A 12,226-nucleotide genomic window follows, 5' to 3' on the forward strand; every position below is an offset into this window, starting at 1 on the left:
AACTTCAGATTTCATCAGGGTCACTAGGGTCCGGACGATCGTGCCCCGCGGGATGGTGTAACAGCGCGGATCCTTGGTAGAGGATCGGACTGGATCAGGCCGCCACGCCGGGCAGCTTGATGAGAGGATTGTCGCTGACTGGGGCGAGACTTTCAAGGCTCATGTATCGGCGTGATACGGCCCACTCGTCCTGCTGTTCGAGCATCAGGGCGCCGACGAGGCGGATCACGGCCGCATCATTGGGAAAGATGCCGACGACATCGGACCGTCTTTTGATCTCGCCGTTGAGGCGCTCGAGAGGATTCGTGCTGGAGATCTGGGGCCAATGGTCCTTCGGGAAGGCAGTATAGGCGAGGACATCTTCTCGTGCGGCGTCCATCATTTCGGCGAGTTTGGGAGCGCGGTCGCGTAAGGCGTCGGCAATTGTCTGCCACTGCTTATGGGCCTCCTGAGAGGTCTCCTGGGCAAAGATCGTCTTGATCATCGCTGTGACCGCAGGCCGCTGCTTGGTCGACACATGCGCGAGGGCATTGCGCATCCAGTGGATTCGGCAGCGCTGCAGGGTAGCATGGAAGACCTTGCTGGCGGCGGCGCGCAGCCCTTTGTGATCATCGGCGATGACAAGTTTGACGCCCCGCAGCCCGCGATCGGCGAGAGACCGCAAGAAGCCCTTCCAGAAGGTCTCCGCCTCGGTGGGGCCAGTGGCGACGCCCAACACCTCACGCCGGCCATCGGTGCTCACCCCGACAGCGATTATTGTCGCCGTCGACAGGATCCTGCCCCCCTGGCGGGATTTTATGTAGGTGGCATCGAGCCAGACGTACGGAAATTCGCCTCCTATCGGCCTGTTCAGGAAGGCGTTGACCCGCTCGTCGATCTCCTCGACCAGCCTGCTGACGGAGCTCTTGGAGATGCCTGTGAGGCCCATGGCCTTCACCAGATTATCGACCGAGCGGGTCGAGATGCCTTGTACATAGGCCTCCTGAATGACCGCGGTCAGCGCCTTCTCAGCGGTACGGCGGGGTTCAAGGAAGGACGGGAAATAGGACCCCTTGCGAAGGCGGGGAATCTCCAGATCAATATGGCCGGCCCTGGTTTCCCAGGAGCGCTCACGATAGCCGTTGCGCTGAACCTCCCGCACTGCGGGGTCTCGAGCACCATGGGGAGCGCCGGTCAGCGCCTGCACCTCAGCTTCCATCATCCTTTCAGCAGCGAAGGCCAACATCTCGCGTACGAGATCTGCGTCTGCGCCCTTTTCAACCAGCTCGATAAGCGCCATTCTGTCCGTGGTCATCGTCGTCTCCGATAGGTTCATTGGTTTCGCAACCCGAACTTTACCGAAGATCGGCGATGGCCGCCAAGACAGGGGCCATGTCATTGCTGGGGTTTGAGGCTCCGGTCGCTACGCTCCCTGCACCTCAAGCCCCACAATGACGCTGTTACACCATGCGATGGGACGCGGCCGCGCTGAGCGAATGTTCAATTCGAAATGGCACAGCGCGCGTATGATCAGATATATGGCGGCGAGGCGGGTTCCGGTAAATTGGTGGCTCCGCGGCAGATTTGGGCAACGCCGAAATAGAAGGCTCGCGGTTTGACGCCTAAGCCGGGTACAGCTACCGGCGGAGCCATGATCGTTCTGCTTTCTCCCGCGAAGACGCTTGACTTCGAGCGTGCGTTGCCGCCGCTTGCTGTCACGGAGCCCCATTTTGCCGAGGAAGCGCAGAATCTCGCCAGATCCGCCGCCAACCTCTCGCAAAAGCGGTTGGCAGAGTTGATGCATATCTCCCCGCGCCTTGCCAAACTCAACGCAGACCGCTTCCGCGACTTCGCCGACCTGCCTGAGAGACAGGCGCTCTATGCCTTTGCAGGCGACGTCTACTCGGGTTTCGAGGTGGACACGCTGGATGAGCCAGGGGTCGCCTTTGCTCAGAACCATGTGCGAATGCTGTCGGGCCTTTACGGGCTGCTCCGCCCGCTGGATGCGATCCGTCCCTATCGTCTGGAAATGGGCACCCGCTGGGCGCCGCGTCACAAGAAGCTGACCGACTGGTGGGGCGACCGGATCGCCACGCTGTTGCGCGCGCAGGTGGCGGACGAGGGATCGGGCGTGGTGCTCAATCTGGCGAGCCAGGAATATTTCGCCGCCGTCGAGAACAGGCTGGAGGGATTGCGCGTGATCCATGTCGATTTCCGCGAGCCGGGCCCGAACGGTCCGCGCTTTGTGAGCTTCAACGCGAAAAGGGCACGGGGCATGATGGCGCGGTGGATGTGCGAACATCACATCACCGACGTGGAGGCCATGCGCGGCTTTGACAGCGACGGATATCGGTTCGACCCGGACGAAAGCGAGCGCGACCGTTGGCGCTTCACCCGGTCATGAGCGGTGCGATCGAAGCGTCAGCCATCGTCGTCGGTGCATCTGGCGGCATAGGTGCGGCTTGCGAGGCCGCGTTGATCGAGGAGGGGGCATTCCGGGTTGTCCACGGTTTTGCGCGGTCACGGAAAGGGCCGCTGCATCTCGATCTCCTCGACGAGGCGAGCATTGCCGCAGCGGCCGCCTATGTTGCGAGTGGCCCCGCGCCCACCCTTGTCATCGTTGCAACCGGTCTATTGCACAAGGAAAGCCACGGTCCAGAAAAGGCGCTGTCAAACCTCGACCCGGCTTGGCTTGCCGAAGTCTATGCGGTGAACGCGATCGGGCCGGCGCTCGTCGCCAAACATTTTCTGCCACTCATGCCCAAAGGCAGGCGGGGGGTTTTCGCGGCGCTGTCGGCGCGCGTTGGCTCCATCAGCGACAATCGGCTCGGTGGATGGCATGGCTACCGCGCGTCGAAGGCGTCACTTAACATGCTGGTGCGCAATTTCGCGATTGAGGAGCGCCGCCGCAATGACCGCGCGATCGTCGTGGCGCTGCATCCTGGCACCGTTGATACCGGCTTGTCCCGACCCTTTCAGGCCAATGTCCAGCCTGGACGCCTGTTCGATCCCGAGCGTGCCGCGTTGCAACTGCTCGACGTTGTCGAAGGGCTGAAGGTGTCCGATAGCGGGAAACTGTTCGACTATGAGGGGAATGAAATCCCGTTTTAGTGGCGCTCGTACAAAGCTTGCCTATCATGGACGTTGTCGGGCACGCTTGTAGTCAAGTAGGCGAAATATCTCATACAGGGGACGAAGCTCGACGTGCCAGCGTCGGCGTGACGCTGGTTTCTTCGCGTCTGCGTGAAAAACCTCCCATGCGCGAACCTGCAGTCTTGGCCGACTGTGCTATGGGAATTGAGCCTCCGGCTTTTGGGTTGACGAGATCATGGCGTTAATTGACGCGCGACGTCCGCAGCCGCTGGCGTTGCTGGGCTGTGACGGCATCTCCGCTCCCTTTGCGTTCAAATGCACTGCCTGCCCTCACTCGAAAGGCGACCGGAGGTCCAGACCCAGCGCATCTTCGTCAGCCGTCGCCGCCGCCAGCTCGGCCCGGGCAGCCGCGATTCGTGCATTCGCCTCAATCAGCTTTACTTCGACACTGGTTGCGCTCTCCTCGCGCTGGTTCACTAGGAAGAAGTCACTCGACCCCAGGTCGAAGCGCCGCCGCTCGGCACTCGCCAAACGCTGAGCCAGCGTGCGTTCCCGTTCGGCTGCATCGACAAGCTGGCTGGCTGTTTCCACCTCTATGCCGATGGACGTAACCTCGGCCTGGATCTTTTCCGCCAGATATCGCTGCTTTACCGTGAGTTCGTCGATCTTCGCCTGGGTTTCAGCCAGCTTGCCTTTTGCCTTGCGGTTCTGGAGCGGTATCTTGAACGTCACGCCCACGATCATCTCGAGCGGTGTGCGGCTGTATCCCCCAAGCCCTTCGCGCCCGACATCCTTCGCGATCTCTCCTGTAAGGTCCAATCGCGGCTTCATGTCGTTGCGCGCCAACGCCAGCTTGACCGTTGCCTTGTCGATTTCCTCCAGCAGAACGGCGAAATCGGGGCGACCCGCCAGATTGAAGGCCGGATCGGTCCTCACCCTACCGAATGCGTTTGCAGCTTCGGGCAGTCGCCCTTCTTCAACCAGGATAGGCAGCCCCTGTTCGTCGCGATAGAAGAGCGATAGTTTCACCGCCGCAGCGCGAAAGGCTTGCCGCGCCTCGATAACGAAGGCCTGCCGCTTGACCAGGCTTGCCTCATTCTCGATCAGCAATATGTCCGGCTTGGCGCCCATCTTGACCTGGCGCTGGATTCCATGGGTCCGATCCTGCGCCAGCGCCAGCAGCGCCTGATAGGCTTTGAGCTTCAATCCCGCCGCCACCCACTTCTGATAGGCGTCGATCGCGCGCGCCTGAACGCCGATGCTGGTGGCCTTCGTTTCAAACCGGGTGATGTCGATGTCGTTGGCGGCCAGCCGATAATCCGACCGGCGTGCATCGATCAGGCGGTCGCGCAGCAGCGAATAGAGCGCGCCGACCTTCACCTCTCCCAGCCGATTGGTGTAGGCCTTGTCTTCATAAACCGGGAACTCCCCGCGAGAGGCTCGATAGTGCCCGTAGACATAGCCGCCATTATCCATGAAGGGCTGCTCGGCCTTTCCGGTCAATTCCGTTCCGTCATAATAGCCAGCGATCCGGCTGCGTCCTTCCACCGCAAAGACGGTGTCGAACGCCCCCTGCGCGGTCAACGCTCGCGCTTCAGCCTGGCGATTGCGCGCCAGCGCCGCGATAATGTCTGGCGCGAAACGGGCAGACGATTGCAGAACCGCCTCTAGCGTCAAGGAACTGCGCAGACTTGACGGTGCTATCGATGCCGCCGGACTTTCCTGCCCGTGCACGGCAGATGCGGCCGTAACAATCAGCAGCGCTCCGACGCCGATCCTGATGCGCATCATCACTTTTTCTTCTTTTCGATCGAGCTCTCGGTCTTCCCCCCTTGCTTCTGAGCGGCCTGATCCTGCCCGAAATTTAGAGGAAAATCGTTGAGCTGGCGCCATAATTCATATCCAACGGTCACATTCTCGCCCTGAATCCAGCCCAGCACCTTGCTGCCTTGGCGCAGGAAGCGTCGATCCGGCCACACGGGTTTGCCGGGCCTGGGTTCGACCAGCACGCGGAACAGTCCATCGGCGCGGGGTGTCGGATCGACCGACACTACCTGACCATCATAAATGCCCACCGCAAAGGCGGGCCAGCCGCTGAACTGAACCGCGGGAAAGCCTTCGAATTCGAGGCGCACCGGGCGGCGTTGATCGACCAGCGGGATGTCCCGGCCATCGACATAGAGTTCGACTGCGCGCTCGATCTGTTCGGGGGCGATCATCGCCAGCACGGTCCCTGCGGAAATCAATGCGCCGCCCGCCGCGGCGTTGAGTTCCAGTACCCGCCCGTCCCGTGGCGCGGTAACGACCTGCGCCGACTGTCGCCTTTGCCGAACCTCGATCTGCTTCAGCTTCGCCCGCGCCTCAGCCAGCTTGGCGTTGGCATCGGCGACCTTGATCTGGGTCTGCTCATAGTCCCGCCGCGCGGCGAGCCCTTCGGTGTAAAGCTGTCCGGTGCGCCCTACATCGATCGATGCGACCGCGCGGGATTGCTCGATCGCCGCAATCTGCGCCTCGACTTCCGCTTTCTCGGCGGCCAGGCGCTCAAGAAAGTTGGGATCGACGTCGACAACCTGAACGATGGGATCACCGGCCTTCACCAGCGCACCATCTTGTACGAAAAAACGTTCGACGCGACCATCAACCAGCGATGACACCTGCTGTGGTCGATCATCGGGGTCGAGCGCGATAACCTGCCCGCTACCCTGCGCGGTTTGACGCCATGGCACGAACAGGATGGCAAACGCCACGCAAAGTCCCAGCAGGATGAGCCATGCCACAACCACGGTTGCCCGTGGCGGCTTCAGGCTTGCAAGCGATCGGAAATGTGTGAGCTGCGGCGGTTCGATCGTCACGCCTCTGGCTCCTTCCGCGCAAGGAAGCGCACCAGCCCATCCTGATCCGCGAAACGGTGCTGCTCCCGCACGCCCAACCAATAACATGCGTCGAGATCCAGCGCTTCGGGGCGACCGGTAAACAGCAGGACGGTCGTTCCATGTTCCCGCAACATCCTGAGCGACGCGCGCAACGGTTCGGCCGGCATCATGTCGTAAAGTTGCGATAGCAACAGGACCTTTGGGCGGCCGAGCAAGGCATTGGCCAGCTTCAATTGCATAACCTCCACGATCGACAGCGGCGAGCCCGAGCTGGCTAGTTGCGTATCCAGCCCGTCGGTCAGGCTCGACACGCGCGCAGCGAGGCCAACCATGTCAAGCGTGCGTATGATCATTGCGCCGTCAGCATTGCGGCCTGCCGCCAGATTGAGATATTCCCGGATGGTGACGTCGACGATCGTGGGTCGGTTCAGCACCATCACGGCGGAGCGCAGAAGATACATGTCGAAGCTGCCAAGTTCGCTTCCTCCGATTGACAACAATCCTCTCTCGGGGCTTGCATGACGTTTGAGGAGAAGCGCGATCTGGTTTTCGACGCCCGGCTCTGCCACGATCACGACCTGCTCGCCGCTGTGGATCGCGAAGTCGAAATGCGATCCGGCCAGTTGCACGGCGCGAAACCGCACCGATCCATTCGGTGGAGCCTGTCCGCTGAGCCCGGCGGGTTCCTGCGGAATGGCAAAAATCTGGGACAATTCTTCCGAACTCGCGACCAGATCGTAGAAGGTGTCGAGATACCAGCCCAGCTGATAAATGCCGTAGAAGACGCCGGACAGGATAAGTTCGGCCGCCACTAGCTGACCGATTGAAAGCTGCCCCGCTAGGATGAGATTGCCCCCCAGCGCCAGCAGCGCCGCGGCAGCGAGCGCGTAGACGAGGAAATAACCCAGCGCCTGCGCAAAGCTGTACCGGAAATAGCGACGATGTGCCTTGATATAGTTGGCCGTAACCGCCTCGGACCGATCCATGGCAAAATCAAGATGTCGCGCGGATTTGTAGAAGCCATTTGACGCGCCAACGCTCTCCAGCCAGTGCGCGGCTTCATGCTTGGCGTGCGACACGCCGACGGCACCTGTGATCGCGCCCTGGCGCCAGACCAGCCAGATCAGCAGACATGCCGCCACCAGGATGATGTTGAACGCCAGGAAGAAAGGATGATAGAAACTCGTCACCATTAGGCCGACGGCCCCCTGCAGGATGATGGTGAAAGCGCCGATCACCAGGCTGGGTACCGCCTTCTGGACGACCACCATGTCGAAATAGCGGTTGAACAGACTGCCGCGGCTTTCATCTGCGAAGAAGGGATTTTGCGCATGCACGGCGCGCACGGTGACCTCCGCTACCACTCGGGCGAAGATGCGACGCTCGAACATGGCCAGCAGGTAGATGCGCAGCGCGCTGAGGCCCGCGACGAGCAATAACAGGGTGAGCAGCACGCCTGATAAAATCCAGAGCGGCGCCACCAAGGCGGTGCGAGCCACAGAATTGATCAGCAACTGCACTGAAATGGGTGTCGCCAGCGATAGCAGAGTGATCGCCAAGGTGTAGACGATGCCTACATTCACATAGGCCTTGTCGGGCCCCACTATCTCCGCGAGCCACGCGGCAGCCTGCCGCAGACCCAGACGCTCCCCAGCCAATTTGGACCTCATGGATATGTGCCTTTCCGGCGGTATAATCGGACCGGGTTGCAAGACAAGTTCTGACTGTTGCGTTGCAACATAAATTCACAAAGCCGTAACGTGCTTAGGGCTTCTTTCCGTTCTGCGGCATGACAGCGTCTGGCGCTGTGACCCCTCGGCGATTTCGAAACCGTAATCGTCGCCTGGCGGAAACATCCGGCCAGATTAGATGGCTCAATCGAAAGCTGCCCGTCTGTTCCTGAGGAGAATCAAGCGCAACTGAGCGGTTCCAAATGTCAAGGGTTGGGGTGCTTGCATATGACAGCCTTCCATGCGGGAATTCGCGGGCTGAGCACCAGCCTTGGGTGGATTTCAGCATTGGCTAGTTTAAGCGAGTCGCAGGTGGCGAAGGAATGACGCAACATGTGTGGGGTTTGATGCGCTTGGGGATCCCGGCGACCTCGGCCGCCTCCTGGACCATAGGGTGTAGGAGGCGGGTAGTGATCGGGTCAGCCATATTCTGGCGAGGAACAGCCAGCCATAAGCGAGCAGGGCTCTGCATTTTTCTGGCTTCGCGCCACCACATCCGCAGCAGTTCGAACAACTGCGGGGAGAGCATGGCATCGCCGTTCTTGCCGCTTTTGCTCAGTTCGAGCGGTTCATCTGAACATGACGACCAGCGTGCAAGCCTAGCGCCACAGTTTTTATGCGAAGTTCGGCTGGGACATGACCAGCGACATGCCAGTAAGGGCATGAGTCAGAACTGCATTTTGACCTGCCCCCCCAGCGCCAGCGCATCATTGATTTCGCGATAGGCGAAGGCACCGGGATCTAGGCCGCGTCCCATCGCATGGTGTAACAGCGTCATTGTGGGGCTTGAGGTGCATGGAGCGTAGCGACCGGAGCCTCAAGCCCCAGCAATGACATGGCCCCTGTCTTGGCGGCCATCGCCGATCTTCGGTAGAGTTCGGGTTGCGAAACCAATGAACCTATCGGAGACGACGATGACCACGGACAGAATGGCGCTTATCGAGCTGGTTGAAAAGGGCGCAGACGCAGATCTCGTACGCGAGATGTTGGCCTTCGCTGCTGAAAGGATGATGGAAGCTGAGGTGCAGGCGCTGACCGGCGCTCCCCATGGTGCTCGAGACCCCGCAGTGCGGGAGGTTCAGCGCAACGGCTATCGTGAGCGCTCCTGGGAAACCAGGGCCGGCCATATTGATCTGGAGATTCCCCGCCTTCGCAAGGGGTCCTATTTCCCGTCCTTCCTTGAACCCCGCCGTACCGCTGAGAAGGCGCTGACCGCGGTCATTCAGGAGGCCTATGTACAAGGCATCTCGACCCGCTCGGTCGATAATCTGGTGAAGGCCATGGGCCTCACAGGCATCTCCAAGAGCTCCGTCAGCAGGCTGGTCGAGGAGATCGACGAGCGGGTCAACGCCTTCCTGAACAGGCCGATAGGAGGCGAATTTCCGTACGTCTGGCTCGATGCCACCTACATAAAATCCCGCCAGGGGGGCAGGATCCTGTCGACGGCGACAATAATCGCTGTCGGGGTGAGCACCGATGGCCGGCGTGAGGTGTTGGGCGTCGCCACTGGCCCCACCGAGGCGGAGACCTTCTGGAAGGGCTTCTTGCGGTCTCTCGCCGATCGCGGGCTGCGGGGCGTCAAACTTGTCATCGCCGATGATCACAAAGGGCTGCGCGCCGCCGCCAGCAAGGTCTTCCATGCTACCCTGCAGCGCTGCCGAATCCACTGGATGCGCAATGCCCTCGCGCATGTGTCGACCAAGCAGCGGCCTGCGGTCACAGCGATGATCAAGACGATCTTTGCCCAGGAGACCTCTCAGGAGGCCCATAAGCAGTGGCAGACAATTGCCGACGCCTTACGCGACCGCGCTCCCAAACTCGCCGAAATGATGGACGCCGCACGAGAAGATGTCCTCGCCTATGCTGCCTTCCCGAAGGACCATTGGCCCCAGATCTCCAGCACGAATCCTCTCGAGCGCCTCAACGGCGAGATCAAAAGACGGTCCGATGTCGTCGGCATCTTTCCCAATGATGCGGCCGTGATCCGCCTCGTCGGCGCCCTGATGCTCGAACAGCAGGACGAGTGGGCCGTATCACGCCGATACATGAGCCTTGAAAGTCTCGCCCCAGTCAGCGACAATCCTCTCATCAAGCTGCCCGGCGTGGCGGCCTGATCCAGTCCGATCCTCTACCAAGGATCCGCGCTGTTACACCATCCCGCGGGGCACGATCTCTCAAGCGGCACCAGTGCCCGGAACGAACGTGCCGCGGTCGTCCAAGGGCTATCGGTTCATGGGCCTCAGATGACCGGGTAACATGCGCTTGCCGAAAGTGGCACGCTGATCGATCCGGCTCCGGTGAACAGGGTGAAACTCCCGTTGCCGCTTACCTGCTTCCCGCAGGCCGGTTCTGTCAGGGTGAAGGCCAGGCCCGCAATCGCCGGGCCCTGATATAGCGTCTTGGCATAGGTATCGAGATTGGCGCTGGTGCATGTCCCCGATATGTTGACCGCGAGACACCGTGCGGCCTGCTCGGTGGCTGCATGGAGGCTGATGACGGCGCCCAGCAGAAAGGACAGGTAAATGGTGGAGAAAACGGTCGTCAGGAAGAGCGGCAGGACGAGAGCGAACTCGGCGGCCGTCGCTCCGGACTCCGTCCGTGCGAAAATGCGCAGGAAATGGGCAAGACGAGGCAACAGGTTGGTCATTTGAGGCGCATCCATGCGGTCTGCTGGATATTCGTCGACATCGCGGACATGATGGTCAATCCGGGTGCGAACGGAACATAGGTGTAGCTGGCCGTTACCGAGATATAGTCGCCCGGCGCCTGGGTGCTTCCGGTGACGACCGTGCTGCAGTCAGCGGGCGGCGTGGCGTCGATTGCCGCGACCAGTTGCAGGCCGCCGCTATCATCCGCGCAATAATAGGCTTCGGTCGGCGTATTGAGCGTAACCGACGATCCCAGCGATGTGGCCTGCGCCGCCGCCGCCATGTCCGTGGACAAGGTGGCGCTGCAATTGCCAATGGGATAGGTGGCGGGCAGCTTTGCGTCGGGGCACAGGTTGCGCACCTTGCCCACCGCCGCCTGCGCCGCCAATTCGGTCTGCATTCGTGAAAAGATATAGACGCACAGGTCCATGATGTTCAGCGAAACGAACCCGATGATCGGGAAGCACAGCGCCATTTCGACCGCGACACTGCCGCGTCGGTGGGCACGGAACCGCCGGAACAGGGGAAGCAACCCTGTCATTGCACCAGCCTCGTCACCGTGGAGCCGCCCGAGGACGGCGGGTCGAGCCCGGCCGTCTCGCAGCCGCTGTTATTGGCGAAAATAGTGCCCGTCCCGTTCACCAGGATCGTGTAGGAGATCAGCATGAAGCAGGAAGAGCCGTTGGAACTCTTGTTCACTATGCCGCTGAATGTCACGTCCGCCTTCGGCAGGTAGACAAGGCCGGTGATCTCCCACGCGGGACTGTTGCCGGTGTAGGTGAAGCTGGTTCCGCTGGTCAGCGCGGGGTCCTGATACATGGCGATGCCCGACCAGGGGCCGGAAGTAGGTGCCTGGATATCGATCTTGCCGGAAGTCGAACCTGAATTATCGGTGGGATAATGAAGATAGCTCCCCGCCGTGCCGGAAAAGACGATCGTTGCCGTTGCTCCGCTCGCCGTCTTGATCGTCCTGCCGTTGAGGTCGAGCACTCCGTTACGGATGATGATGGTCGTCTCGCTGCCGGTAAGCGTCACGTCGCCGGTCAATTGAATGTCGCCGCATAGTTGCTGATTGCCGCTCCAACTCTTCGAGCCGGAAAGCTGGTTAGTCGTTGGAACGGTCCAGGTGCCGCGCACTTTCGCACCCTGCGGATAGGAACTGCATGTGTCCGCCGGGATGTTGGACTTGAGAGCGTCATAGGGGTCGGGTGGCGCTGTCACACCGGACGTCTGGGTTTCCCCGCATCCGCTGTTGGTCAGGACGGCATCGCCAAAATCGGCGCCCAGGTCATGCCCGTTGCAGGTCGCGCCGCCGTTCGACAGGATGCTGCATCCTTGCAGGTCGGGCTTGGGGCCGCCATTGCTGGTGAAGGAATTATAGGCAGTCGACAATGACCACAGACAATAATTATGGCCCGCTCCCGATGATGTAGCGATCGCGGCCACCGGAATGATCTGACCCCGGCCCGTTCCGTAGGTCGTGTTGCCCTGGAATCCGATCAGGGCGGAAAAACTGACGGGTACGACAGTCGAGATCGCCGTCTGGTAGCAGGTGGCTCCCACTGCCGTACCCGTCGGGCAGGTCACGATCGTCGTTGCCACCGACGCGCCGTTGGTGCCGTTGACATAGCCGAACTTGGCAGCGGTCGCCGCGGCTTCGGCCTGGTATCCGCTGCCTGTGCCGCTGCTGTTGTTATTGACAGCGGCGGCTATGGCGGCCGCATCGGCTGCATTTTGCATGGAGCGCTGGAAATAATACCATTGGCCCTGCTCGACCCCGATGGCGATGGCGCCTGAAATGGGAAGCAACAGAAGCGCCATCATCGGGCTCACCGCCCCGCTTCGACAGCGCAAAAAAGCCATCATGGTCCGCATCATCAAAGCGAGCAGACCAGTCATGCGA

The 12,226-nt window shown here is 61.0% G+C and carries 10 protein-coding genes; 3 read left to right on the top strand and 7 right to left on the bottom strand.

Annotated elements, in window-relative coordinates:
* Positions 1-94 precede the first annotated feature (94 nt).
* Positions 95-1,294, bottom strand: coding sequence for an IS256 family transposase (locus K3M67_RS16115; RefSeq protein ID WP_285833408.1), 1,200 nt, complete (start codon positions 1,292-1,294; stop codon positions 95-97).
* Positions 1,295-1,630: 336 nt separating this feature from the next.
* Between K3M67_RS16115 and yaaA the strand changes: the two genes are divergently transcribed.
* Positions 1,631-2,383, top strand: a complete 753-nt coding sequence (yaaA, locus tag K3M67_RS16120; RefSeq protein WP_285833409.1) for a peroxide stress protein YaaA — start codon at positions 1,631-1,633, stop codon at positions 2,381-2,383.
* The gene (locus K3M67_RS16125; protein WP_066858809.1) at positions 2,380-3,090 is read left to right on the top strand and encodes an SDR family NAD(P)-dependent oxidoreductase; all 711 of its coding nucleotides are present in this window, start codon (positions 2,380-2,382) and stop codon (positions 3,088-3,090) included. The genes yaaA and K3M67_RS16125 overlap by 4 nt, the downstream gene beginning before the upstream one ends.
* Before the next feature lie 312 nt (positions 3,091-3,402).
* Here K3M67_RS16125 and K3M67_RS16130 read toward each other — a convergent pair whose 3' ends face one another.
* Genes K3M67_RS16130 through K3M67_RS16140 form a run of 3 tightly spaced genes read right to left on the bottom strand, consistent with a single transcriptional unit; the run spans position 3,403 to position 7,603 of the window.
* Entirely contained in the window at positions 3,403-4,860 is a 1,458-nt protein-coding gene (locus K3M67_RS16130) for a TolC family protein (protein WP_285833765.1), read from the bottom strand.
* Between the two features lie 2 nt (positions 4,861-4,862).
* Positions 4,863-5,924, bottom strand: a complete 1,062-nt coding sequence (locus K3M67_RS16135) for an efflux RND transporter periplasmic adaptor subunit (protein WP_285833410.1) — start codon at positions 5,922-5,924, stop codon at positions 4,863-4,865.
* A complete protein-coding gene (locus K3M67_RS16140; RefSeq protein ID WP_285833766.1) occupies positions 5,921-7,603 on the bottom strand; it encodes an ATP-binding cassette domain-containing protein in 1,683 nt (560 codons plus the stop codon). The genes K3M67_RS16135 and K3M67_RS16140 overlap by 4 nt, the downstream gene beginning before the upstream one ends.
* A gap of 986 nt (positions 7,604-8,589) precedes the next feature.
* Here K3M67_RS16140 and K3M67_RS16145 point away from each other — a divergent pair.
* Positions 8,590-9,789, top strand: a complete 1,200-nt coding sequence (locus K3M67_RS16145; protein WP_285833411.1) for an IS256 family transposase — start codon at positions 8,590-8,592, stop codon at positions 9,787-9,789.
* Between the two features lie 125 nt (positions 9,790-9,914).
* On the opposite strand, the gene K3M67_RS16150 is transcribed toward K3M67_RS16145, so the two are convergent.
* From K3M67_RS16150 to K3M67_RS16160, 3 genes are read right to left on the bottom strand one after another with little or no spacing between them, the layout of a single operon-like run.
* On the bottom strand, positions 9,915-10,322 hold the full coding sequence (locus tag K3M67_RS16150) for a TadE/TadG family type IV pilus assembly protein (protein ID WP_285833412.1): 408 nt from the start codon (positions 10,320-10,322) through the stop codon (positions 9,915-9,917).
* The gene (locus K3M67_RS16155) at positions 10,319-10,864 is read right to left on the bottom strand and encodes a TadE/TadG family type IV pilus assembly protein (protein ID WP_285833413.1); all 546 of its coding nucleotides are present in this window, start codon (positions 10,862-10,864) and stop codon (positions 10,319-10,321) included. The genes K3M67_RS16150 and K3M67_RS16155 overlap by 4 nt, the downstream gene beginning before the upstream one ends.
* Positions 10,861-12,132, bottom strand: a complete 1,272-nt coding sequence (locus K3M67_RS16160; RefSeq protein WP_285833414.1) for a pilus assembly protein TadG-related protein — start codon at positions 12,130-12,132, stop codon at positions 10,861-10,863. Before K3M67_RS16160 ends, K3M67_RS16155 begins: the two co-directional genes overlap by 4 nt.
* Positions 12,133-12,226 lie beyond the last annotated feature (94 nt).

The organism is Sphingobium sp. V4 (genome assembly GCF_029590555.1).
In the GTDB taxonomy this organism is placed as follows: domain Bacteria; phylum Pseudomonadota; class Alphaproteobacteria; order Sphingomonadales; family Sphingomonadaceae; genus Sphingobium.

Bases quoted from the DNA above. Each gene is read 5' to 3' on its own strand.
- K3M67_RS16115 (WP_285833408.1), bottom strand. From the start codon at position 1,294: ATGACCACGGACAGAATGGCGCTTATCGAGCTGGTTGAAAAGGGCGCA.
- yaaA (WP_285833409.1), top strand. From the start codon at position 1,631: ATGATCGTTCTGCTTTCTCCCGCGAAGACGCTTGACTTCGAGCGTGCG.
- K3M67_RS16145 (WP_285833411.1), top strand. From the start codon at position 8,590: ATGACCACGGACAGAATGGCGCTTATCGAGCTGGTTGAAAAGGGCGCA.
- K3M67_RS16150 (WP_285833412.1), bottom strand. From the start codon at position 10,322: ATGACCAACCTGTTGCCTCGTCTTGCCCATTTCCTGCGCATTTTCGCA.
- K3M67_RS16130 (WP_285833765.1), bottom strand. From the start codon at position 4,860: ATGCGCATCAGGATCGGCGTCGGAGCGCTGCTGATTGTTACGGCCGCA.
- K3M67_RS16155 (WP_285833413.1), bottom strand. From the start codon at position 10,864: ATGACAGGGTTGCTTCCCCTGTTCCGGCGGTTCCGTGCCCACCGACGC.
- K3M67_RS16125 (WP_066858809.1), top strand. From the start codon at position 2,380: ATGAGCGGTGCGATCGAAGCGTCAGCCATCGTCGTCGGTGCATCTGGC.